Source organism: Pseudomonas akapageensis (assembly GCF_011355085.1).
Classification (GTDB): Bacteria; Pseudomonadota; Gammaproteobacteria; order Pseudomonadales; family Pseudomonadaceae; genus Aquipseudomonas; species Aquipseudomonas akapageensis.
On the sequence record NZ_VXCP01000050.1, the window covers coordinates 1 to 23,094 of the forward strand.

At 60.4% G+C, this 23,094-nt stretch carries 19 protein-coding genes; 14 read left to right on the top strand and 5 right to left on the bottom strand.

Translation table 11 applies throughout. The annotated features are described in order from the left end of the window. Positions 1 to 622: 622 nt before the first annotated feature. Both F2S13_RS25785 and F2S13_RS29280 read right to left on the bottom strand, forming a co-directional pair. On the bottom strand, positions 623 to 1,921 hold the full coding sequence (locus F2S13_RS25785) for a 5-methylcytosine restriction system specificity protein McrC (RefSeq protein WP_166366243.1): 1,299 nt from the start codon (positions 1,919 to 1,921) through the stop codon (positions 623 to 625). Continuing rightward, the gene (locus F2S13_RS29280; protein WP_218584098.1) at positions 1,918 to 4,392 is read right to left on the bottom strand and encodes an McrB family protein; all 2,475 of its coding nucleotides are present in this window, start codon (positions 4,390 to 4,392) and stop codon (positions 1,918 to 1,920) included. Before F2S13_RS29280 ends, F2S13_RS25785 begins: the two co-directional genes overlap by 4 nt. 519 nt (positions 4,393 to 4,911) lie before the next feature. Here F2S13_RS29280 and F2S13_RS25795 point away from each other — a divergent pair. The 4 genes from F2S13_RS25795 to F2S13_RS25810 all read left to right on the top strand — a co-directional run bounded on the left by F2S13_RS25795 (position 4,912) and on the right by F2S13_RS25810 (position 7,370). Then, positions 4,912 to 6,069: a Fic family protein gene (locus F2S13_RS25795; RefSeq protein ID WP_166366245.1), complete on the top strand. Its 1,158-nt coding sequence runs from the start codon at positions 4,912 to 4,914 to the stop codon at positions 6,067 to 6,069. Positions 6,070 to 6,075: 6 nt separating this feature from the next. Continuing rightward, positions 6,076 to 6,537 (top strand): Lrp/AsnC family transcriptional regulator, encoded by a 462-nt coding sequence (locus F2S13_RS25800; protein ID WP_166366247.1) that lies wholly within the window; start codon positions 6,076 to 6,078, stop codon positions 6,535 to 6,537. A 178-nt stretch (positions 6,538 to 6,715) separates the two neighbouring features. Continuing rightward, the gene (locus F2S13_RS25805; RefSeq protein ID WP_166366248.1) at positions 6,716 to 7,066 is read left to right on the top strand and encodes a toxin; all 351 of its coding nucleotides are present in this window, start codon (positions 6,716 to 6,718) and stop codon (positions 7,064 to 7,066) included. After that, a complete protein-coding gene (locus tag F2S13_RS25810; protein ID WP_166366249.1) occupies positions 7,056 to 7,370 on the top strand; it encodes a helix-turn-helix domain-containing protein in 315 nt (104 codons plus the stop codon). The genes F2S13_RS25805 and F2S13_RS25810 overlap by 11 nt, the downstream gene beginning before the upstream one ends. 42 nt (positions 7,371 to 7,412) lie before the next feature. Here the strand turns inward: F2S13_RS25810 and F2S13_RS25815 are convergent, their stop codons facing one another. Then, positions 7,413 to 7,706, bottom strand: coding sequence for a DUF6124 family protein (locus tag F2S13_RS25815; protein WP_166366250.1), 294 nt, complete (start codon positions 7,704 to 7,706; stop codon positions 7,413 to 7,415). 567 nt (positions 7,707 to 8,273) lie between these two features. Between F2S13_RS25815 and F2S13_RS25820 the strand changes: the two genes are divergently transcribed. The 9 genes from F2S13_RS25820 (at position 8,274) to F2S13_RS25860 (ending at position 18,431) form a co-directional block, all read left to right on the top strand. After that, positions 8,274 to 9,956, top strand: a complete 1,683-nt coding sequence (locus F2S13_RS25820; protein WP_166366251.1) for a flavin monoamine oxidase family protein — start codon at positions 8,274 to 8,276, stop codon at positions 9,954 to 9,956. Positions 9,957 to 9,969: 13 nt separating this feature from the next. Next, complete coding sequence (locus F2S13_RS25825; RefSeq protein WP_166366252.1) at positions 9,970 to 10,770, top strand: carbon-nitrogen hydrolase family protein; 801 nt, start codon at positions 9,970 to 9,972, stop codon at positions 10,768 to 10,770. 65 nt (positions 10,771 to 10,835) lie between these two features. Then, a complete protein-coding gene (gene pqqF / locus F2S13_RS25830; protein WP_166366253.1) occupies positions 10,836 to 13,229 on the top strand; it encodes a pyrroloquinoline quinone biosynthesis protein PqqF in 2,394 nt (797 codons plus the stop codon). 155 nt (positions 13,230 to 13,384) lie between these two features. Next, on the top strand, positions 13,385 to 13,456 hold the full coding sequence (gene pqqA / locus F2S13_RS25835; protein WP_008365141.1) for a pyrroloquinoline quinone precursor peptide PqqA: 72 nt from the start codon (positions 13,385 to 13,387) through the stop codon (positions 13,454 to 13,456). 73 nt (positions 13,457 to 13,529) lie between these two features. After that, entirely contained in the window at positions 13,530 to 14,441 is a 912-nt protein-coding gene (gene pqqB, locus F2S13_RS25840) for a pyrroloquinoline quinone biosynthesis protein PqqB (RefSeq protein ID WP_166366254.1), read from the top strand. A gap of 8 nt (positions 14,442 to 14,449) precedes the next feature. After that, positions 14,450 to 15,205: a pyrroloquinoline-quinone synthase PqqC gene (gene pqqC / locus F2S13_RS25845; RefSeq protein ID WP_166366255.1), complete on the top strand. Its 756-nt coding sequence runs from the start codon at positions 14,450 to 14,452 to the stop codon at positions 15,203 to 15,205. Further along, entirely contained in the window at positions 15,202 to 15,477 is a 276-nt protein-coding gene (gene pqqD, locus F2S13_RS25850; protein WP_166366256.1) for a pyrroloquinoline quinone biosynthesis peptide chaperone PqqD, read from the top strand. Before pqqC ends, pqqD begins: the two co-directional genes overlap by 4 nt. A gap of 7 nt (positions 15,478 to 15,484) precedes the next feature. Further along, positions 15,485 to 16,621 (top strand): pyrroloquinoline quinone biosynthesis protein PqqE, encoded by a 1,137-nt coding sequence (pqqE, locus tag F2S13_RS25855; protein WP_166366322.1) that lies wholly within the window; start codon positions 15,485 to 15,487, stop codon positions 16,619 to 16,621. After that, positions 16,587 to 18,431, top strand: coding sequence for a S9 family peptidase (locus tag F2S13_RS25860; protein ID WP_166366257.1), 1,845 nt, complete (start codon positions 16,587 to 16,589; stop codon positions 18,429 to 18,431). Before pqqE ends, F2S13_RS25860 begins: the two co-directional genes overlap by 35 nt. A 229-nt stretch (positions 18,432 to 18,660) precedes the next feature. Here the strand turns inward: F2S13_RS25860 and F2S13_RS25865 are convergent, their stop codons facing one another. Further along, complete coding sequence (locus F2S13_RS25865) at positions 18,661 to 19,917, bottom strand: aspartate aminotransferase family protein (protein ID WP_166366258.1); 1,257 nt, start codon at positions 19,915 to 19,917, stop codon at positions 18,661 to 18,663. Positions 19,918 to 20,084: 167 nt separating this feature from the next. Between F2S13_RS25865 and F2S13_RS25870 the strand changes: the two genes are divergently transcribed. Then, positions 20,085 to 21,005, top strand: a complete 921-nt coding sequence (locus tag F2S13_RS25870; protein ID WP_166366259.1) for a LysR family transcriptional regulator — start codon at positions 20,085 to 20,087, stop codon at positions 21,003 to 21,005. Positions 21,006 to 21,244: 239 nt separating this feature from the next. Here the strand turns inward: F2S13_RS25870 and F2S13_RS25875 are convergent, their stop codons facing one another. Continuing rightward, positions 21,245 to 23,023 carry an acyl-CoA dehydrogenase C-terminal domain-containing protein gene (locus F2S13_RS25875; protein ID WP_166366260.1) on the bottom strand — a complete coding sequence of 593 codons (1,779 nt, stop codon included), beginning with the start codon at positions 23,021 to 23,023 and terminating at the stop codon, positions 21,245 to 21,247. Positions 23,024 to 23,094: the final 71 nt, after the last annotated feature.

Consider the following 23,094-nt stretch of genomic DNA (forward strand, 5'->3'; position numbering starts at 1 on the left):
CCCAGCGTCCTCCCCAACCATGGCCAGCTTTTGCTCTGGGCTCCAGCGGCGCCGCCGCTCCTGGCCCAAAAGCTCCCCACTCTTGTCGTTGCTATTAGTCATAAACATAACCGTTTGCCTATCCCTTATCGTAAGGGGGAAACGGTGTCCTGTCTTTCATGGGGCTCGTTCACTTTGCTCTGATGGGGCTTCAGCGACTCACCGGCTTCGACCTTTCTCCGCAGGTTCGACCAGCCAGCGTCATAATCAGCTGCACAGACGAAGTTATCGGAAATTTTGAGTTGTCTTGGCCTGGATGGGATGTCACGACGCAGGGAGTCGAAATACCTGAATGGCACTTCATCTCTATTGACTCCATCAACCTGATCCCCCCAGACAGATCTCATCTGCTCCAAAAGCTGCTCGTGCCAATCACTTTTGAAGTCCGCAATTATTCTCGTCATCCTTCCACGCTAAACCTGGTTGCCGTTTTGAACCTCAACATAACATGGCCCTTTCCAAATCACCGCGCCGTTGGGGGGAGAGCGCGATTCTAAAGAGCGCAGTTAAGAGCAGGCCGAAGTCGTGCGAGCGAACGTACTGTAGTGGTCAACTACTCCCAGACACGACGTTTAGTTTTTTCTCAGCCAACTACATGTTGCGACAATTGCACAGGTACCAGCGATAATCCCATAGCCTCGCCCCCAAACAACTCTCCTGTTTTCAGATCGAACGGCAACACCCATAACCTCAAGTGATCAGAGAAGGCAAAAGGCTCTAGCGGCACCGAAAAGCGCTCCGTTCGCGGATAGATCAGAGCCATCTCGCCCTTCCCGCCCAGATAGCACTGTCCATAGGCGAACAGTTGATAGAAGTCTGCTTGGCTCAGACCGTACTTGGAGGCCCGATCTGCGGAGTCCAGCAGTTTCCACTTAGCGTCAAGCACCCAAGTTTGCCCGGCATGTTTCAGCAGCAGGTCAGGCTTGAGCTGGAACATGCGCTCCTCCCGGTGCTTACATAGAAAGTGGCTGCCGCGTTGCGGTAGTAGCTCGCCTGTCGCAGGCAGCTGCTGCCGGAGCAGCACCTCGACATATCGCTCGAAGAGCTTTTCCATCGGAAACAGCAGGCTGATGCCGCGCCAGTCGCCACTCACCGAAAGCGGCGACTGCTCGCCGAGGATCAGCTCGCACCAGGGCCGGATCGGCTGGTAGTGGGCCATTAACCGGTCGCTGCGCCACTGTTTGAAGTCCTGCGGCACATTGCGGCTCACCGGCACCTCCAGCAGCAGGCTGCGCAGCTCGTGTGCCAGCCGCCAGTTGCCGGGCTCCTCGGTGCTCTTGCAGATCAGCTCCAGGGCCAAGCACAGCAAACGGTTTTCAGGGCGGTCCGGCAGGAATACATCATGGCGGATCTGGAAGTGATGCTGGCGCCCCGGCGGCTGGCGCATCTGCGCCAACACATTGAGCTGGCCACGCAGGAAGCGCTGCTCCTCCTCGATGCGCTGGTAATCGAAGCGCATTCCTCGCTTGACCAGATGGTCCAGCGCCTGGAGGAACTGGCGCATAACCCACTCTGACAGCGGCGCATCGAACAACTGCAGACCCGCCGCCCCGACCTGGCGTACCGGCAAATCCAGCGCCGTCTGGATCATCCGCTGCAGAAGCGCCCGGCTTTCCTTACGGCAATCCGTACGTTCGGTGTGCTTGGGCAGGATTTCCAGGCGCGTGCCACAGGGCGTCTCTACCACGCCTACATAGCTGTCCAATTTTAACGCCAGGTGCCCGTCCTGCTGCAAAAGTACCGCGCCGGTCTTGCTGAGCGAGGCGCTTTGCTCGCATAGCCAGTCGAAGGCGCTGGGAGACACCTGGGCGCAGTCCAGCGACGGCTCGACCGGATCGGTAGTCAGGCGGGCAAATTCGCGAACGGTGATCTTGGTGATCACGCTTCCTCCGGCTCCAGCTCGATAGATGGAGCCGCTTCCTTCACCTGCACAGCAATGATGCCGGCATAGGCAGAGACCCGCTGGAAGGCAGCATCATTGATGCTCCACGGTAGGTTATGCGTCGAAACATCTACCCCGTCTCCGAACAGAGCTTGCACATTGCGCTGATGCTGGAACACGAAGCGATCGACCGGCGCCTTGCGATGATCGTTCAGCACCCACTGGATACGCTGCCAATCCTCGAAGAAGTATTCCTGCAGAAGTGGCAGTACCTGATTGCGGAAGATCAACTCCAGCCGTTGCAGGCGGGGGTCCTTCACCAGCGGCATGAAATAGGCGTGGCCTAGGCAATGATCGCGATCCAACAGCACTTCGATGCGCTGGTTCAACATACGCAGCAGTTGACCGATATCCACACCCGCCACGTCCACCCCATCCAGCAACTCCGGCTGCGGCGGCATCTCCCGGAAGGTGAAGCGCCGGCGCAAGGCGATATCCAGCGAGGCCAAGGAGCGGTCAGCGGTGTTCATGGTGCCAATCAGGTATAGATTGGACGGGACGCTGAAGCACTCCCCCTCATTGTCGTAAGGCAGGGTAACCGCCAGAGCCTCATCGGCTCCTTCGCGTTTAGAGGGCTCGATCAGGGTGATCAGCTCGCCGAAAATCCGCGAGACATTGCCACGGTTGATTTCATCGATGATCAGTACGAAGTTCTCGGCAGGCTGCTTCTCGACGCCCTTCGCTTCGTAGGGTGGCAAGCCGCACTCCTTTTGCAGGTACTCCAGCACACCCCAAACATAGGACGGGTTGTTAGTGATGCTTTTCTTGTCAATACCCTCATACAGTCGCCTGACATCCTTAAGGAGTACGAAGTAGTCATGCTTCTGATCCACTGCGCTGGTAGGGAAAGCCAGCAAGCTGCTGCCACCGGAGCACTCGACTCGGAAGGTCTTGCCTTTAATCGTCTGCAGCAGCAGGCCACCCTCATCCTCGGCATCTGCCACTGCCTGCTTGAACCGAGCCAGTGCCTGATCGAAGACGTCGTTACTCTCTGCAATACCCGACCGGGCCCGATCACACAGTTGCTTGAACACCCCGTCGTGCACGCTGTACTGCAACTGACCCGCAACCGTTTCCGCGCGAATACCTTGCACGAAATCCTCGTAACTGAAGCTCTGGTGAAAGGTGCAGAAAACAATCTGCCCCGATGTCACCAATTCATCAAAGCGTTGTTTCAACCGGTTGCGGTTGCTCGCATTGGCCTGGAGGTTTTCTGGATCGAGGATGGCGAGTGCTGCATCGATAGTCGCAAAGGTTTTTCCGGTACCTGGCGGGCCGAAAAAGATTTGGTTCAACGGTGCGACCGGCGCTTGCGACATCTTATGCGACTCCATGCATGCCTCTCCTTGTTCGTTCTGAGCATCGATCACGAGCGGTTTCCCCTTGAGCGCGACCAGTAGCTGCCACATGGCAATGTTGTTTTCCAGCAATTGCCTGGCTTCCAGCCCGGCTGCCGCCATGCAGGACTTGATGCCACGGTTGCGCTCGGCCCAGTCGTCGCCACACTCGACTGGCAGTTGGAAGTGCTCCTTCAGCCCAGCAAGCAACGCCCGGCAATCATCATCGTTCAGCAGGGTGGTGAAAGTCTCCGGAGCGAAGGCAGCGAATACCCGTTTGATGGCAGCAGGACGCATGCTGTCGAACAGGTTGTCGTTCACCGCCTCGCGCCACTTCGCCAGGATGGCCACAAGCGTCGCAGCATCCGGCGTGACAAGAATCTTTTCGGTCAACTTCCTGAGCAGGGGCTGGTTGTCGGCAAAAGACTGATGCGACAGAAAGCCCAGCCCTACACTGGCAACACCGTTGGCTTTGTCGCGCCACAGATGGATCAATGCCGGCTCATCCAGTACCGCCGCGCCATCTCGGAGTTGTCGCCCCAACTCGATGACATCCTGGTATTCGCCCAACCACTCCGGACAGCGTTCTTGTTCGTCCTGCGAACTCCAATCCACGTATTGCCACAGACTGTGCTTGCTACTTCCTCGCTGCCACAACCCGTCGAGGATGGCGAGCATCTCGCTGCCGATGGAGATCCCAGAGGCTTGCGGACTCCAGCGTTGAAGAGGCAGAGCCTTTTCCAGCAGCACCATCGGTAACAGCCCCGAGGCGCAGTCGGGGCGATATTCGTCCACTCGGAAGTCGATGTAGCGACGGAGCTTGCTCGTATCCTTCCAGTCCGTCCCCTCATAGGAAACCCGAGCAACAGTGCCTTTGGCAATAATGCCGCGCGGTGGCAACCCCAGACGAACCAGATAGACCGTTTCACCCTCTTGAGGTTGATGGGAGCTACAGCTCCAAGCCCTAACGGAGCCAGGCATCAAATTTAGTTGATTGCATTCGTCGCCGTCGCCTCCATCGCTGAAATGACGTGGATTCCAGGTCAACAGCCAAGCCGGTCGCTGTTCATTCATAAGATATTCCTTGTGAGTTCTTCCACATAGGCAGGCGCAGCTGGCCAGGAATCAAGCACGGCCGAAGAGAGCCGCGCGGGTGGGTGGCTGTAACGATCAGCGCTAAGAGAGGCGCATGATAACGGGCTGAAGTTTTCTTGTCTGGTTGTACATTGGTGGCGAAGAGGCAGTATTGGGTAGCTGTTAAAAAGGTACAGCAGCAGTACAGTGCTCAGCTTCGCCCACCTAGCGAAAACTAGCCAAACCTACATACAATCAGCTAGTTAACACTATTGTACCCTTCCCCTACCTAACCTAGACTTTACGTACCTCGGTGCATCAGTCGGCGACTCATAATCCCTTGGTCGCAGGTTCGAGTCCTGCTGGGCCCACCACCTTCAAAAAGCCGCGCATTTGCGCGGCTTTTTGCGTTTCAGGACCTTCCCGCCGCTCTGGACACTGAGCCGAATAGGTGCGTTAATCGGCTCATCTGGTGAGCCGATTAACTCACCTATTCGGCTCATCCTGCGCTGGAGCCCTATGAACCAACTTCCCTACTGGATCTGGCAGCAACCGGATTGGCCTCATTTCACCTGGCAGGCACAAGCGCTCGCCCCGCTGCTGCGCGCCTGCGCGCAAGCGCAAGGGCGGCTGCAAGGGATGGCCGGCGCCGTGGACAATGACTCCAGCGCCCAGAGTGAACTCGATGCCCTGCTGCAGAATATCGTCACCTCTTCAGCCATTGAAGGCGAACGGCTGAATGTCGGCTCGGTGCGCTCCTCGCTCGCGCGACGCCTGGGCATAGCTGCCGATCAGAAAGTCAGCCCACGCAGTGAAGGCCTGGCTGAACTGATGCTTGATGCAACTCAGCAACATACAAAACCTCTCAGCCTGGAGCGCTTGCTGCATTGGCATGGTTTGCTTTTTCCCGAAGATGACAACCCGCTGGCTCCACGCATCCGTGTTGCCGCCTTGCGTGGCGATGAACCTATGCAGGTAGTCTCCGGAAGGCTCGATCGGCCTACCGTGCATTTCGAGGCCCCACCTCGGGAGGGGCTTGAGCAGCAAATGCACGCCTTCATCCAGTGGTTCAATGACAGCCGAAGCAATGCCGGCCTTGATCCACTGCTGCGGGCAGGGATTGCGCACTTCTGGTTCGTCACGCTGCACCCTTTCGAGGACGGCAATGGGCGCCTTACACGCGCCCTCACTGACTTGGCATTGGCACAAGGAGAGCATCAAGCCATTCGTTTCTACGCAATGAGCGCCAGCATCCTGGAAGACCGGGCAGGTTACTACCGGATTCTTGAACGCAGCCAGAAAGCCTCACTGGACGTTACTGATTGGCTGCAATGGTTCCTGCAAACCTTGCTGTCGAGCCTGGGAATGGCGCTGGCCCGTATCGACCGAGTCTTGAACAAGGCGCGCTTCTGGCAACTGCATCGTGGACAGGAACTGTCGACGGAACAATTGAAAGTCCTGAACCGCTTGCTCGACGGTGGTGACAATGGCTTCGCCGATGGAATCAGCGCAGCCCAGTATCAAGCCGTGGCCAAAGTCAGCAAGGCCACCGCCACCCGCCATTTGGCGGACCTGCTGGAAAAAGACTGCCTACAGCGCTTGCCGGGTGGCGGGCGTAGTACCCGCTATCAGATCAACTGGCCCGCACCTGCGCAGCCGCTCCCTTCTCACGAGTAACCTTCAATGCCCGATACCCGCCTCGCCGTCCTCGACGAAATCGATCGCCAGCTCATCGCCGCCCTGCAAATCAACGCCCGTGAGAGTGTAGCCATGCTCGCCCGGCAACTGGGTATTGCCCGCACCACCGTCACCTCGCGCCTGGCTCGCCTGGAGAAGGCCAAGGTCATTACCGGCTATGGCGTTCGGCTGGGCCAGCGGGTCGTTGACGGCGGCTTGCAGGCTTACGTAGGCATCACTGTGCAGCCACGCTCGGGCAAGGAAGTGCTGCGCCGGTTGAGCGCCATGGCGCAGGTGCAGCAGCTGTGTGCTGTGAGTGGTGAGTTTGATTATGTGGCGTGGCTGCGTACTGATTCGCCTGAGCAGCTGGATCAGTTGCTGGATCAGATCGGTAGCGTCGATGGGGTAGAAAAAACCACCACCTCAATCATCCTCAGCAGCAAGATCGATCGCGGTCAGCCGGTTTAGAGACCCTCCCATTCCCGCGCTCTACGCGGGAATGATTGCCAACACCTTCCTATTCGACATCCCTCGAAACCAAAGCGCCATGAAGCATGGGTGTGCCTGTATGTAAGCTCGGTGATGGAAACCGCCTTGACGGTTGAACAGCATCACCCCAAACTATACGCAGATAACGTACAAAAAGATGAAAGCGCTATTTGTCGAACTGCCCCCGTTTCAGCGATACCGCAGCGAATACCTGGATGACGATGCCTTTCGCTCCCTTCAATCGGTGTTGATGCAAAATCCAGAAGCGGGTGACGTGATACAGGGGACTGGGGGGCTTCGCAAAGTACGCTTTGGCGATGAAAATCGTCAGAAGGGCAAGCGCGGAGGGATCCGGATCATTTACTACTGGTGGCTGGGTGGCGCTCAATTTTGGCTATTCACCCTGTACAGCAAGGGCGATCAGAACGACCTCAGCGAAGACCAGAGAAAAATACTCAAAAGGCTGCTCGAAAGCGAATTCGCAGCGAGGACACACAATGAAACGTGACATTTTTTCTGAGTTGGTCGAAGGCTTTGAAGCCTTGGCTGACGAGCGCGAAGGCAAAATCACTTTGCGCACGCACAAAGTGCAACTCGATCCACTTTCCGAAGTGACAGCCGATGAGCTGGTCGATATCCGTCAGCAGCTGAACATGTCTCGCCCGGTGTTTGCCATGTATCTGCGCACCAATGCCCGCACTCTGGAGAACTGGGAACAAGGCCGAGCCAAACCCAACGCTCAAGCCATGACCTTGATTCGTCTCGTACAAAAATTTCCTGAAACCGTGGGACACCTGGCTGCACTGGCTTGATGACGTGCTCCCGCGCTTGACGCGGGAACACAGTCGGTCTCGTCAGACTTCCACACTCTCAAGCAACGCCTCGACCAGCGCCCGCGCTGAACCCACGCTTTGAATCATCGCAAACGCCAGGGCCTTGTCGTTGAATTCGAGGTGTTCGGCAGCATCCCAGCCGGTGGCTTCCGCGCAATTGAGCAACATGACCACATTGACGAGCGCATCTTCGATGGCGATGCCTTGGCGGACGGTGAAGAGTGGGCGGTTGTTGCAGTCGAGAGGGCCGAAGAGTTTTTCGACGGTATGGGTGATGGTGCGATCTTGGGGTGGATCGGGGGTAATCTTAATCATGGTGAAGCTCCTTGATTGGTGGAGCTACCACCTCCCGCTGTCAAACAGGAATGGTGGCAACTGTACGCGGGTTGACAGACCGGGAATCAAGGAACCCGGCGCACACGAGTGTGCCCCACGCACAGCTGCCATAAAACGAAACGGCAGGCACAAAAAAAGCGCCTGCTGATCGGATACGGACGCTTGTGCGCCTTGATTTGATTCGGTCTGTCAAAACCGGTCGCTGAATTGGCAGCGACATTTGAAGGGTACCGGCATGGTGTGTTTGGCGCAACACCGTAGGCGAGCGCTGTGCGCTCGATCGCGGCGGTCCGGCGTTCCGGCAAGCCCGCTCCCACAGTGGGTGAGGTGTCAAAATCGGCGCATAACCTCTGTGGGCTTGCCAGCGATGAGGCCAGACCAATCAATACATCACTCTGACAACAAACATCGTCACAATGCACAAAAAAACATCGATATGACGACACTCTGCGTCTTATTTACGTGCGCACGCCTCCCTAAAATGGCCACCACACATTTCCTATACTCAGGCTAAGCGCCCCGCGCCTCAGCCCAGCAAGGTCAGCCATGAACAAGAAGAATCGCCACCCCGTAGACGGTAAAAAACCCATCACCATTTTCGGCCCGGACTTTCCCTTCGCTTTCGACGACTGGATCGAACACCCGGCCGGGCTGGGCGTGATTCCTTCGCAGAATCACGGTGCCGAAGTGGCGATTGTCGGCGCCGGTATTGCAGGATTGGTGGCGGCTTACGAGCTGATGAAGCTGGGCCTCAAGCCCGTGGTCTATGAGGCTTCGAAAATGGGCGGACGCCTGCGTTCGCAAGCATTCAACGGCGCCGAAGGCATCATCGCCGAGCTGGGCGGGATGCGCTTTCCGGTGTCGTCCACGGCCTTCTATCACTACGTCGACAAACTGGGCCTGGAAACCAAGCCGTTCCCCAACCCGCTGACCGTTGCCTCCGGCAGCACCGTCATCGACCTGGAAGGCCAGACCTACTACGCGCAAAAACTGGCCGACCTGCCCAAGCTGTTCCAGGAAGTCGCCGATGCCTGGGCCGACGCTCTGGAAGATGGCGCCCAGTTCAAGGATATCCAGCAGGCCATCCGCGACCGTGACGTGCCGCGCCTCAAGGAGCTGTGGAACACCCTGGTACCGCTGTGGGATGACCGCACCTTCTACGACTTCGTCGCCACCTCCAAGGCCTTCGCCAAGCTGTCCTTCCACCACCGCGAGGTGTTTGGCCAGGTCGGTTTCGGCACCGGCGGCTGGGACTCGGACTTCCCCAACTCGATGCTGGAAATCTTCCGGGTGGTGATGACCAACTGCGACGACCACCAGCACCTGGTGGTTGGCGGCGTTGAGCAGGTTCCACTGGGCATCTGGCGCCACGTACCGGAGCGCTGCGTACACTGGCCCGAAGGCACCAGCCTGTCCTCCTTGCACAACGGCGCGCCACGTGCCGGCGTCAAGCGCATTGCCCGTGCCGACGATGGCCGCTTCGCAGTCACCGACAACTGGGGCGACACCCGCCACTACGCCGCCGTACTGACCACCTGCCAGAGCTGGCTGCTGACCACGCAGATCGAGTGCGAAGAGTCGCTGTTCTCGCAGAAAATGTGGATGGCCCTGGACCGTACCCGCTACATGCAGTCGTCGAAGACCTTCGTCATGGTCGATCGTCCGTTCTGGAAGGACAAGGATCCGGAAACCGGTCGTGACCTGATGAGCATGACCCTGACCGACCGTCTGACCCGCGGCACCTACTTGTTCGACAACGGCGACGACAAGCCGGGCGTTATCTGCCTGTCCTATTCGTGGATGAGCGATGCGCTGAAAATGCTGCCACACCCGGTCGAGAAGCGCGTCAAGCTGGCCCTCGATGCCCTGAAGAAGATCTACCCGAATGTGGATATCGCCAGCCGCATCATCGGCGACCCGATCACTGTGTCCTGGGAGGCCGACCCGCACTTCCTCGGCGCCTTCAAGGGCGCGCTGCCAGGCCACTACCGCTACAACCAGCGCATGTACGCGCACTTCATGCAAAAGGACATGCCGGCCGAACAGCGCGGCATCTTCATCGCCGGCGACGACGTGTCGTGGACGCCGGCCTGGGTCGAAGGCGCGGTACAAACGTCGCTCAACGCTGTGTGGGGTATCATGAATCACTTCGGCGGCCACTCTCATGCCGAAAACCCAGGCCCTGGCGATGTGTTCGACGAAATCGGCCCCATTGCCCTGGCGGACTGACAGGAGAATCGCAATGCGCATTGCCCTGTTTCAATGTGCCTCTCAACCGCTGGATGTGCGCGGCAACCTCGACCGGCTGCGCTCCCAGGCGCATGAGGCGGCGGCGGATGGCGTCCAGTTGCTGGTATGCCCGGAGATGTTCCTGACCGGATATAACATCGGGACCGATGCCGTCATTCAGCTGGCCGAGGCCGTCGACGGCCCCTCGGCCATGGAAGTGGTCGAGATTGCGCAAAGCTGCGGGATAGCCATCGTCTATGGCTATCCCGAGCGCAGCGAAGATGGGCAGATCTACAACGCCGTGCAGTTGATCGACGGTCAAGGCAAGAGCCGCTGCAATTACCGCAAGACGCATCTGTTCGGCGGTATGGACCGGGCCATGTTCGCGCCCGGGCCGGGTGATTACCCCGTGGTGGAGTTGAACGGCTGGAAACTGGGCATGCTGATCTGCTATGACCTGGAGTTCCCGGAAAATGCGCGGCGCCTGGCCCTGGCCGGCGCCGAACTGATCCTGGTGCCGACCGCCAACATGGTGCCGTATGACTTTGTCGCCCAGGTCACCGTGCGCGCCCGCGCCTACGAGAACCAGTGCTATGTGTTGTACGCCAACTACTGCGCCGACGAGTGTGGCATCCACTATTGCGGGCAGAGCAGCATCGTCGGGCCTGACGGGCACATGCTTGGCATGGCCGAGCACGACGAAGAACGCATTGCCGCAACCCTGGATCGCGCCTTGCTTGAAAACGTGCGCGCCGACAACTTCTACCTGCCCGACCGGCGCCCCGAGCTGTACGGCGACTTGACCAAAGCCTGAGGCTCTAACCTGCGTTATCCGCTAGCATGACGGCTTGATCCCCTGAAAATGGGCTTGAAGCCGTCATGCCTGCGTCTCCCCCCGTCGAATTCTGCACCCTGAGCAACGGGCTGCGCGTCAGCCTGCGCAGCGCCGCGCACCTCAAACGCTGCGCGGCCACCTTGCAGGTTGCGGCAGGCAGCCATGATGCCGCCCCGGCCTGTCCCGGGCTGGCGCACTTCCTCGAACACCTGTTTTTTCTCGGTACCGAGCGTTTTCCGGCTGAAGACGGCTTGATGCGCTTTGTGCAGCGTCATGGCGGGCAGCTCAATGCCAGCACCCGCGAACGCACTACCTGGTACTTTTTCGAGGTGCCTGTAGCCGCCTTTGCCGGTGGCCTGGAGCGCCTGAGCGACATGCTGACCAGGCCACGTCTGGCACTGGACGATCAGCGTCGTGAACGCGAGGTGCTGCATGCCGAGTTTCTCGCCTGGGCACGCGATGCCACGGCGCAACGACAATTCGCGCTGTATCAATACTTGTCGCCAGTACACCCCTTGCGCGGTTTTCATGCCGGCAACCGATACACCCTGGCGGTGCCGAGCGCGAACTTCCAACAGGCACTGCGCGACTTTTACACCGGCTTCTACCAGGCCGGGCAGATGACGCTGAGTATCGCCGGGCCGCAATCCATTGCCGAACTGCAACGCCTGGCCCAGGCCTTTGGGCGGCAACTGACCAAAGGCACGCACGTCGCCCAGAGCGTACCACCGCCATTGCGCGAAAAAGGACCTGAGCCTTACTGTCTGCAACAGGGCCGCCAACTTCACTGGCTGCTGCCTGTTGAATCATTGCCGGGCCACGCACGGGAGGCGATCGAATTTCTCGGCACCTGGCTCAGCGATGCGCAACCCGGCGGCCTGCTGGCCGAACTGCGCACCCGTGGCTGGCTGGAGACATTCACCTTCAGGCCGCTCTACCAGTTCGCCGGTCAAGCGCTGCTGCACGCGGAATTCAAGCTCAGCGCCGCGGGCCTCGAAGCGCGCGAAAAGGTCAGTGATATGTTCTTCGACTGGCTGAGGTTCTTCCGGGCGGCCGATTGGCAAGGCCTGCTGGCTGAATACGCCCTGCTGCAACAACGGCGAGCGAGCGTCGGCAGTGCATTGGAACTGGCCCGCCATGACTGCGAACACTACGCCGGCCAAGCAAGCTTCCCCAGCGCAGCTCTGGACCAGTTGCTGGACAGCCTGCAGCCTGCGCAACACACCAGCGTCACTGCCCCATGGCAACTACCGCCCCCCAATCCTTTTCTCCGACCCACACCTGTCGCACCAGTAAATGCCCAAGTGTCTGTCGCCCTGACGTACAGCCCCGCGCTTCCATCCGTACGCGATACCGGTGCGCTCTATCTGCAATGGCAGCTCGAGTCGCCGTTGCGCGACAGTCTGTGGCGAGTGCTCGAACAAGCGCTGCAAAGTCTGATGGAAAGCGCACGCCAGGCGGGCGTCGATGTGAGCTTCAGCGCCTGCGCGCACTACTGGCAACTCAAGTGTTTCGGCGCCCGGGAACCGATCGCTGCGATAGTCGAGCAGGCCCTCAAGGCGCTCACCCTGCCCATTCAAGAGCATTGGCGTGACTATGCCCAGCCAAAGGCCGAGCAGCCCTTGATGCCGATCCGGCAACTGCTCAAGCTGTTACCGGAGCATTGCCTCGGTGCTTACAAACAGAGGGAGGAATACCCTGACCCGATCACAGCCATCGAGGACTTGCAGTACCTCTGGACCAACGCTCGCTGGCAGGGCCTGGCCACCGGCTTTAACGCCGATAACCGCGTCCAATTGCAGGCGGCGTTGCAAAGCCTGCCCGGCCAGCCCGGCACCTTTGAACCTCACGTACTGTCCGCCAGGCGCATCTGGAGCCAGGTGCCGCTCACTGGCAACGAGCACGCCTTGCTGCTGTTCTGCCCCGCCCCAGGCCATGACCTGACTGCGCAGGCCACGTGGCGTCTACTGACCCATCTATGCCAAGGCCCGTTCTATCAGCGTCTGCGCGTCGAGCTGCAACTGGGCTATGCCGTCTTCAGTGCGTTCCGCCAACTGCAGGGCGTGAGTGGCGTGCTGTTTGGCGTGCAGTCGCCCCAGACCACTTCCCGGGATATTCTCGAGCACGTGCGCGCCTTCCTCGACGCATTGCCGGTGCGCCTGGCCGAACTTGACCCCGCCGGCCTGCATGCCCAACGCCTGGCCCTGGCAGCGCAGTTCGACGAATCCGCCATGGCCAACGCCGACATTGCCGAATGGGCCTGGCAGTCGCAACTGGCCGATTCGTCGACCAGCCTGCCCGCGCTACAACAGTCTATTCTCAGGGTGGAACCCGCTATGTTGCGCGAGGCCGCAGAGCAGCTGAGCCAAGCGCAGCATGGCTGGCTGGCCCTGGCAAACGGGCCCCGTCCCGACACTGGCTGGCAAACGACAATCTGATCGTTACCGAGCCTGCAATGAGCTTTCTTGCAGATTCCGGCATATCAAATGTCGTAAACTTAGTAACATAGCTACCTATTCATTGGAACGTCCGCCTTTAGTAGTGGACTAATGTTGTAGTTACCACCCCAGAACAACCCTGAAGGAGACCGCCTATGTGGACCAAGCCAGCCTACACCGATCTGCGCATCGGCTTTGAAGTGACCATGTACTTCGCAAGCCGCTGATTTTTTTGGCATCGAACAGCGCCTCGGTCAGCCGGGGCGTTTTTATTTTCAGGCGCCGCTCGATGGAGTTGCCATGTACATCCAGATTCTAGGGTCCGCCGCCGGCGGTGGCTTTCCGCAGTGGAACTGCAACTGCGTCAACTGCAAGGGCTTTCGCGACGGCAGCCTGCGCGCCAAGGCGCGGACCCAGTCCTCGATCGCCCTGTCCGATGACGGTGTGCACTGGATCCTGTGCAATGCCTCGCCCGACATCCGCGCCCAACTGCAGAGCTTCGCCCCGATGCAACCGGCACGGACCCTGCGCGACACCGGCATCGACGCGATCATCCTGCTCGACAGCCAGATCGACCACACCACCGGACTGCTGAGCCTGCGCGAAGGCTGCCCGCACCAGGTCTGGTGCACGGATATGGTTCATCAGGACCTCAGTACAGGCTTCCCGCTGTTCACCATGCTCAGCCACTGGAACGGCGGGTTGAACTGGAACCGCATCGAGCTCGAAGGTAGCTTCGTGATTCCCGCCTGCCCGAACCTGCGCTTCAGTCCCTTCCCGTTGCGCAGTGCGGCACCGCCCTACTCGCCGCACCGCTTCGACCCGCACCCGGGTGACAACCTAGGGCTGATCGTCGAAGACCTGAACACTGGCGGCAAACTGTTCTATGCCCCGGGCCTCGGCATAGTGGATCCGGACTTGCTGGAAAAAATGGCCGAAGCCGATTGCCTGTTGGTCGACGGCACCTTGTGGGACGACGACGAGATGCAGCGCCGTGGTGTCGGTACCCGTACCGGCCGCGAAATGGGCCATCTGTCTCAAAACGGCCCCGGCGGCATGCTCGAAGTGCTCGACGGGCTGGAACGACCGCGCAAGATCCTTATCCACATCAACAACACCAACCCAATCCTCGACGAAGACTCGAAAGAGCGCGCCGAACTGGATCGCCGTGGCGTCGAAGTGGCCTTCGACGGCATGAGTATCGCGTTGTAGGAGCCGACATGAGCGACGCCAAACCGCTTTCCCCCGCCGAATTCGAACGGGCCTTGCGCGCCAAGGGCGCGTACTACCACATCCACCACCCCTACCACGTGGCGATGTATGAAGGCCGCGCCACCCGCGAACAGATCCAGGGCTGGGTCGCCAACCGCTTTTATTACCAGGTGAACATACCGCTCAAGGATGCCGCGATTCTGGCCAACTGTCCGGACCGGGAAATCCGCCGCGAGTGGATCCAGCGCCTGCTCGATCACGATGGCGCACCCGGCGAGGACGGCGGTATCGAAGCCTGGCTGCGTCTTGGCCAGGCGGTCGGCCTGGACCCCGAGCAATTACGCGCCCAGGAGCTGGTGCTGCCCGGCGTACGTTTTGCCGTGGATGCTTACGTCAACTTCGCCCGTCGCGCCAGCTGGCAGGAAGCTGCCAGCAGTTCGCTGACCGAGCTCTTCGCCCCGCAGATCCACCAGTCGCGCCTGGACAGCTGGCCGCAGCACTATCCGTGGATCGACCCGGCCGGCTACGAATACTTCCGCACGCGCCTGGGTCAGGCACGACGTGATGTCGAACACGGCCTGGCAATCACCCTGCAACACTACACAACGCTGGAAGGCCAGCAGCGCATGCTGGAAATTCTCCAGTTCAAACTGGACATTCTTTGGAGCATGCTCGATGCCATGAGCATGGCGTATGAGCTGCACCGCCCGCCCTATCACAGCGTCACCGATCAGCGGGTCTGGCATAAGGGGATCGCCCTATGAGTTTCGATCGACAACTGACGCCACGCTGGCGCCCGGGCTACCGTTTCCAGTTCGAGCCCGCGCAAAAAGGCCATGTGCTGCTGTACCCCGAAGGCATGATCAAACTCAATGAGAGTGCCAGTGCCATCGGTGGTCTGATCGATGGTTCACGCAACGTCGCGGCGATCATTGCCGTGCTGGATCGGCAATACCCCGGCGTACCCGAGCTCGGTGACGACATCGAGCAGTTCATGGAGGTCGCCCGTGCGCAGCACTGGATCGAACTTGCCTGAAGTGCCGATGCAGCTGCCGCCCAAGCCTGAGGTCGGCCTGCCGCTGTGGCTGCTTGCCGAGCTGACCTACCGCTGCCCGTTGCAGTGCCCGTATTGCTCCAATCCGCTGGACTTTGCCCAGCAGGGCCAGGAGCTGAGCACGGAGCAGTGGCTCAAGGTGTTTCGCGAAGCGCGCGAAATGGGCGCGGCGCAGCTGGGCTTTTCCGGCGGCGAACCGCTGGTGCGCCAGGACCTCGCCGAACTGATCAAGGAAGCCCGCCAGCTGGGTTTCTACACCAACCTGATCACCTCGGGCATCGGCCTGACCGAGCAAAAGATCAGTGACTTCAAGCAGGCCGGCCTGGACCATATCCAGATCAGCTTCCAGGCCAGCGACGAGCAGGTCAACAACCTGCTGGCCGGCTCGAAAAAAGCCTTCGCGCAAAAGCTGGAGATGGCCCGGGCGGTCAAGGCGCACGGCTACCCGATGGTGCTGAATTTCGTCACCCACCGCCACAACATCGACAAGATCGACCGCATCATCGAACTCTGCATTGCCCTCCAGGCCGACTTCGTCGAACTTGCCACCTGCCAGTTCTATGGCTGGGCTCAGCTGAACCGGGTCGGCCTGCTGCCCACTCGCGAACAGCTGGTGCGCGCCGAACGCATCACCAATGAATACCGCGCCAAATTGGAAGCGGAAGGCAATCCCTGCAAACTGATTTTCGTCACCCCGGACTACTACGAAGAGCGCCCCAAAGCCTGCATGAATGGCTGGGGCAGCATCTTCCTGACCGTCACGCCGGACGGCACCGCCCTGCCCTGCCACGGCGCCCGGCAGTTACCGGTGCAGTTTCCCAATGTGCGCGATCACAGCATGCAACACATCTGGTACGACTCGTTCGGTTTCAACCGCTATCGTGGATACGAGTGGATGCGCGAACCTTGCCGTTCCTGCGACGAGAAGGAAAAGGACTTCGGCGGCTGCCGCTGCCAGGCCTTCATGCTGACCGGTGACGCCAGTAATGCCGACCCGGTATGCAGCAAGTCACCGCAGCACGGCGTCATCCTCAAGGCACGTGATAAAGCCGAGCATGCGACCCAAACCATTGAACAACTGGCCTTTCGAAATGAACGGAACTCACGCCTCATCGCCAAAAGCTGAACGATTCAGTGCTGCCCAGGCGGTTGCCGCCGGTACCGATTTCGCCGAGCTGCGTGCAGGTCACGGCGGGGTGTTCTGGAACGAGTTTCGCCCCGAGGATGGCGCTTGCCGGCTGTGGCAGTGGAGCGACGGCAAAACCCGTTGCCTCACTCCGGATGGTTTCAGCGCCCGCAGCCGGGTCTACGAATACGGCGGCGGATCGTTTTGCCTGAGCGACACCGGATTGGTGTTCGTCAATGAGGCCGATCAGCAGGTGTACACCCAGGCGCTCGATGGCAGCCTGCCCCGAGCCCTGACCCGGGGCACGCGGCGCTACGGTGACTTGCGCCATGCCGACGGCCTGGTGCTGGCCGTGGAAGAAACCCACGGGCCACAACTGGTCGAACATCGCCTGGTTACCCTGCACCTGGCCGACGGCCAACGCCGGATACTCGCCGAAGGTGCCGACTTCTATGCCGCACCGACGTTGAGCGCGGATGGCGCGCGGCTGGCCTGGATCGAGTGGAGCCGGCCGCATCAGCCCTGGACGATCACTCGCCTGATGTGCGCCGAGCGCATGGCTGGCGGCCACTGGGGAGTGCCGCGCTGCATCGCCGGCGGAGGGTCGAGCGAGGAGTCTCTGCAACAGCCACGCTTCGACGAACAGGGCGTGCTGTACTGCCTGTCAGACCGCAACGACTTCTGGCAACCCTGGGGTGAAACGCCAGAGGGCTGGGCTACCTTGCCGGCAGCCGCTGCCGACCATGCCGCGGCGCCCTGGCAATTGGGCGCCTGCACCTGGCTGCCATTGCCCGCGCAGGCGTACCTTGCAACCTGGTTCGAGGATGGATTCAGCCGCCTGGCCCTCAGGCACGGCGATGGCACCCTGGAAGATTTCAGCGGCGATTACAGCCGCTTCCGCGGCCTGGATGTGGACGACCATCATCTCTATGCCATTGCCGCATCGGCGACCAGCACGGCGGCGGTGATTGCCATCAACCGAAAGGACCATCAGGTACAGGTGCTGGCAGGCGGCAAGCTGCCCTTGCCCGCCGAGCGCATCAGCCGACCGCAATCGCTGCATTATCCTAGTGGCGATGGTCATGCCCATGGCTTCTTCTACCCGGCCATGAACGGCCAGGAAAAACCGCCACTGCTGGTGTTCGTCCACGGCGGGCCGACATCCGCCTGCTACCCTGTTCTCGACCCGCGTATCCAGTACTGGACCCAACGCGGCTTCGCCGTTGCCGATCTCAATTACCGTGGCAGCAGCAGCTATGGCCGGGCCTACCGGCAAGCGCTGCACCTGCGCTGGGGCGTGGTCGACGTCGAGGACGCCTGCGCGGTGGTCACTTACCTCGCAGAGCGTGGCCTGATCGACCCGCAACAGGCCTTTATCCGTGGCGGCAGCGCTGGCGGCTATACAACGCTCTGCGCGCTGGCCTTCGCCCACGTCTTCCGCGCAGGCGCCAGCCTTTACGGTGTCAGCGACCCGCTCGCCCTGACCCGTTCTACACACAAGTTCGAAAGCGACTATCTGGATTGGCTGATCGGTGATCCCGAACGCGACGCCGAACGCTACCGCGCCCGCACGCCGCTTTTGCATGCAGCCAATATCCAGGTGCCGGTGATTTTCTTTCAGGGCGAGCTGGATGCGGTGGTCGTGCCCGAGCAGACCCGCTCGATGCTGGCTGCATTGCAAGCCAATGGTATTGCCGCGCAGGGGTATTTCTATCCGGAGGAGCGTCATGGTTTTCGCAAGGCCGAGAATCTGGCTCATGCACTCGAGCATGAGTGGCAGTTCTACCAGCAGGTGCTCGAAGGCGAGTAGCTCTGCGCAAGACAACTGCCTCTCGTTCCCACGCTCTGCGTGGGAATGCCGTGCCAGACGCTCTGCGTCGTTCTGCACGAGAGCTTTGCGATATGTTGCAGGGTGCATTCCCACGCAGAGCGTGGGAACGAGAAAGAATGAGTAATCATGCAAAAAAATGCCCCAGTCCGAAATAATCAGGCCTGGGGCGTGCGCAGTTACGCGAGACGGTTCGGAAAAATCGGTGTATTCAACGTGACAATTGCGCCGTACGCACCCGGGCGAAAGCCCTGGCCAGGCGCAGCAACATCTCATCGATATTGCCCTTGCTGACCGTCAGTGCGGGCGAGAAGCGCAGGCAATCGGGTTGTGGTGCATTGAGCAGTAGCCCTTCCTGCAAGGCGGCCTTGACCATGGCTGCTGCCGAATCGTCGACCAGCCTCAAGCCCCAGAGCAGCCCCTGGCCGCGAACTTCGCCCTGGCCGTAGCGCGATGCCAGGTGGCTCAGGCCATCGCGAAAATGCCGTCCGCAATCGAGCACTCGCTCAAAAAAGCCAGGTTCGAGCACCGCCTGCAAGACCGCCAGCCCGGCCGTACTCATCAAGGCATTGCCATGATGGCTGCCGTCCAGCTCGCCGGGCTCGGCGCAACAGGCCGTGCCGCGGGCCAGCAGGGCCGCCAGTGGCACGCCGCCGCCCAGGCCCTTGCCGAGCGTGACAATGTCGGCGCGCACGCCGTAGGTTTCTTCAGCCAGCAATGCGCCACAACGACCGACGCCCGTTTGCACTTCATCGAGGATCAACAGGATGCCCAGCTCGCGGCACAGGCGCTCGACGCCTTTGAGGTATTCCTGGCTCGCCGGAATGACCCCGGCATCGCCCTGGATCGGTTCGAGCATGATGGCCACGGTTTGCGCATCCACGGCGGCATGCATTGCCTGCAAGTCGTTGAAGGGGACTTTGCAGAAACCCGACACCTTGGGTTCGAACAGGCCTTCGCATCCAGCCCTGTCCGAGGCCGACATGGCGCCCAGGCTATGGCCGTGGCAGCCCTGGCTGGCAGTGATGATGCGGTAGGCACCGTTGCGGTGGCGCTGGCCCCATTTGCGCGCCAGCTTGATCGCGCCTTCGCAGGCTTCGGTGCCGCTGTTGAGCAGGTACACCTGGTCACTGTCGGTGCACTGGCACAACAGGTCGGCCAGCCTGAGCATGCCGCGGTTGTGGAACCCCGCGCCCGGGTTGATCAGGGCCTGGGCCTGATCGGCCAATGCCCTGACCAGCACGCTGGGGCTATGGCCCAGGCTGTTGGCGGCGCCCCCTTGGGTAAAGTCCAGATAGGCACGGCCATCGCTGTCCCACAACCAGGAACCCTGGCCACGAACAAAAACCTGGCGAGGGCGCTCGACACTTGGCATCAGGCACTCACGGGCTTGATCGTCATGGAGCGGTTGAATGTCGTGGTGATTTTCGAAACTGGCAACTTTGCGGCGCAGATTGAACAGGTTCATGCGCCCGTCCTGCGAAGATTTTTTGCCTTGCCTATGTAAATACCACCAACACAACGGGTACTCATCGCGCTTTCTGGCCCTGTAAGCCTTGTGAATACGGGATAGACTAGGGGTTCACAGGTAATACAGCCATTTCGATTTTCCAGCTTTTTCGATAAGTAAACCTTATGGATTTCCGCCAACTGCGTTATTTCGTCGCGGTCTATGAAGAGGGCCACGTCGGCCGGGCCGCCGAACGCCTGTCACTTTCGCAGCCGGCTCTGTCACAGCAGATTCGCCAACTCGAACACAGCCTCGACGTGAGCCTGTTCGAGCGTGGCAACAAACGCCTGCTGCCGACCCTGGCCGCACATACGCTGTACAACCACGCCGTGCCTCTGCTCGATGGTTTGCAACGGGCGCGCGAAGCCCTGCAGAACTTCAAGGGCCAGGCATTGCGCACGCTGGCCATTGGCGTGCTGCAAACCGTTCATCCGAGCCTGGTTCCTCAGCTGCTCGACCGTGTTCGCAAGGCTCAGCCGCACCTGGTGGTGCAGATCTACGAACTGTCCGGCCTCGAAATCGAGCGTCGCCTGCTCAATGGCTCGCTGGACATTGGCATCAGCTATCTGCCACCCCGCCAACCCGGCCTGCATGGCTTGCTCTTGTACGAAGATGAGCTGCAACTGGTGATTCCGGCAAACCACCCACTGCGCGAATTCAAGAAGGTATCACTGAGCCAGGCCGCCGAACTGCCGATGCTGTTGCTTGGCGAGGAATTCCAGGTACGGCAGATCTGGCACACGCAGCTGGCCAATCTCGGCAGGCGCCCGCATGTACAGGCAGAGATGAACAATATGGCGGGGATTCTTGACAGCCTGCCGCACACGGCACTGGCAACCGTGCTGCCCGGTCGGGCACAGGTGGTGCAGGATGATCAGGAATTGCTCTGGAAACCCTTGAGCGAACCACGGGTGCCGCTCAAGGTGGGCCTGGTATTTCGTGATGCGCAACGCCAGCAGGCATCAGTGGAGCTGCTGCGCAACTTGCTGGAAGACGTGATCGAACCGCGTCACACGAGCCTGTCGCCAATGGACATATTGAGCTGAAGAGAGACCCGGAAAAATCGCAGGCAAAAGAAAACCCCGCCGAGGCGGGGCTTTGCAGACTGTTTCCCTGACATCCCTATCTGCGCACCTTCCTGGCGGCAATCCTGCGTGTCCGTGTTCTTGCTTTGCGCTTCCTGCGCTACGTCCATGTGAAGTAGATTAGCTGTGGATCCAATTTTCCGATAGAGGCGGAAAAACCTCGCGTTGTGTAAGCAAATGCTTACACAACGCGATAAGCCTTAGAACTGTTCGGCATTGAGCAAGTAAAGCGATTCGCTGCCAGCCTTGACCGATGCCGCCAACGAGTGGATACGCGGCAACAGGCGCGCGAAATAGAAGCGTGCAGTGCCCATTTTGCTGGCGTAGAAGTCGTCCTGCGCCTCCTTGCCCAGGGCAGCCTTGGCCATCAATGCCCACATGTAGGCATAGGCGGTATAGCCGAAGGCCTGCAGGTACTCCACCGACGCCGCGCCGATTTCGTTCGGGTTGGTTTTGCAGCGGTCCAATACCCAGGCGGTCAGCTCGTCGAGGTTGTCCAGGGCGGCATTCAGCGGCTTGACGAACTCGCCCAGCTCCGCGCCCGCGGTGGCGGTGAAATGGCGGATTTCATCGGCGAACAGCTTGTAGAACGCGCCGCCCGTTCCCACCACCTTGCGTCCGACCAGGTCCAGCGCCTGGATGCCGTTGGTGCCTTCGTAGATCTGGGTAATGCGCACGTCACGCACCAGTTGCTCCTGGCCCCACTCGCGAATGTAGCCGTGGCCGCCAAACACTTGCTGGCCATGCACCGTGGACTCCAGGCCCAGGTCGGTGAGGAACGCCTTGGCCACCGGCGTGAGCAGGGCCACCAGGTCTTCGGCGCGTTTGCGCGTGGTCGGGTCTTCGCTGTACTTGGCGGTATCCAGCTGCATGGCCACGTAGGTCGAAAACGCCCGGCCGCCTTCGTTGCTGGCTTTCATGGTCAGCAGCATGCGGCGCACGTCCGGGTGCACGATGATCGGGTCGGCCACCTTGTCCTTGGCTTGCGGACCCGTCGGCGAACGGCTTTGCAGGCGGTCGCGAGCGTACTCGACGGCATTCTGGTAAGAGCGCTCCCCCGTGGCCAGGCCCTGGATACCGACACCCAGGCGCTCGTAGTTCATCATGGTGAACATGGCCGCCAGGCCCTTGTTCGGCTCGCCGACGAGATAGCCGACGGCCTCGTCGAAGTTCATTACGCAGGTAGACGAGCCCTGGATGCCCATCTTGTGCTCGATCGAACCGCAGTTGACCGGGTTGCGCGCGCCCAGGCTACCGTCGGCATTGACCAGGAACTTGGGCACCAGGAACAGCGAAATGCCTTTGGGGCCCGCCGGCGCATCCGGCAGCTTGGCCAGCACCAGGTGAATGATGTTCTCGGTCAGGTCGTGCTCGCCACCGGTGATGAAAATCTTGGTGCCGCTGACTTTGTAGGAACCGTCGACCTGAGGTTCGGCGCGGGTACGGATGATGCCCAGGTCGGTACCGGCGTGGGGTTCGGTCAGGCACATGGAGCCCGCCCAAATACCGGCGTACATGTTCGGCAGGTAGGCGGCCTTCAATTCTTCGCTGGCATGGGCGTTGATCGACAGGCAGGCACCAGCGGTCAACATCGGGTAGAGGCCGAATGCCAGGCTGGAGGAGTTGACCATTTCTTCGACTTGAGCCGAAACGACTTTCGGCATGCCCATGCCGCCGTACGCCGGATCACCGCCGACGCCGACCCAGCCACCTTCGGCGTAGGTCTGATAGGCCTCGGGAAATCCTGCCGGGGTGGTCACGCCAGCAGCGCTCCAATGGCAGCCTTCTTCATCGGCACTGCGGCTCAGTGGAGCAATGCTTTTGCTGGTGACCTTGCCGGCTTCTTCAAGAACGGCATCGACGGTTTCGACATCCACGGTGTCAGCCAGCCCGGGCAGTTGCGCCCAGAGGTTGGCAACCTCGAAAACTTCATTGAGGACGAAGCGCATATCGCGCAAGGGCGCTTTGTAGTCAGCCATGGCAACCTCTCAAGGGACAAGATCCAAGCAGGACCTATTAACAAAAGTCGAGCTTAACCCAAGAACACTTG

Coding starts and splice junctions, on each gene's coding strand:
- pqqD (WP_166366256.1), top strand. CDS start 15,202: ATGAGTTTCGATCGACAACTGACGCCACGCTGGCGCCCGGGCTACCGT.
- F2S13_RS25805 (WP_166366248.1), top strand. CDS start 6,716: ATGAAAGCGCTATTTGTCGAACTGCCCCCGTTTCAGCGATACCGCAGC.
- F2S13_RS25815 (WP_166366250.1), bottom strand. CDS start 7,706: ATGATTAAGATTACCCCCGATCCACCCCAAGATCGCACCATCACCCAT.
- pqqC (WP_166366255.1), top strand. CDS start 14,450: ATGAGCGACGCCAAACCGCTTTCCCCCGCCGAATTCGAACGGGCCTTG.
- F2S13_RS25870 (WP_166366259.1), top strand. CDS start 20,085: ATGGATTTCCGCCAACTGCGTTATTTCGTCGCGGTCTATGAAGAGGGC.
- pqqE (WP_166366322.1), top strand. CDS start 15,485: ATGCAGCTGCCGCCCAAGCCTGAGGTCGGCCTGCCGCTGTGGCTGCTT.
- F2S13_RS25860 (WP_166366257.1), top strand. CDS start 16,587: ATGAACGGAACTCACGCCTCATCGCCAAAAGCTGAACGATTCAGTGCT.
- pqqB (WP_166366254.1), top strand. CDS start 13,530: ATGTACATCCAGATTCTAGGGTCCGCCGCCGGCGGTGGCTTTCCGCAG.
- F2S13_RS25825 (WP_166366252.1), top strand. CDS start 9,970: ATGCGCATTGCCCTGTTTCAATGTGCCTCTCAACCGCTGGATGTGCGC.
- pqqF (WP_166366253.1), top strand. CDS start 10,836: ATGCCTGCGTCTCCCCCCGTCGAATTCTGCACCCTGAGCAACGGGCTG.
- F2S13_RS25875 (WP_166366260.1), bottom strand. CDS start 23,023: ATGGCTGACTACAAAGCGCCCTTGCGCGATATGCGCTTCGTCCTCAAT.
- F2S13_RS25820 (WP_166366251.1), top strand. CDS start 8,274: ATGAACAAGAAGAATCGCCACCCCGTAGACGGTAAAAAACCCATCACC.
- F2S13_RS25800 (WP_166366247.1), top strand. CDS start 6,076: ATGCCCGATACCCGCCTCGCCGTCCTCGACGAAATCGATCGCCAGCTC.
- F2S13_RS25795 (WP_166366245.1), top strand. CDS start 4,912: ATGAACCAACTTCCCTACTGGATCTGGCAGCAACCGGATTGGCCTCAT.
- F2S13_RS25865 (WP_166366258.1), bottom strand. CDS start 19,917: ATGAACCTGTTCAATCTGCGCCGCAAAGTTGCCAGTTTCGAAAATCAC.
- F2S13_RS25810 (WP_166366249.1), top strand. CDS start 7,056: ATGAAACGTGACATTTTTTCTGAGTTGGTCGAAGGCTTTGAAGCCTTG.
- F2S13_RS29280 (WP_218584098.1), bottom strand. CDS start 4,392: ATGAATGAACAGCGACCGGCTTGGCTGTTGACCTGGAATCCACGTCAT.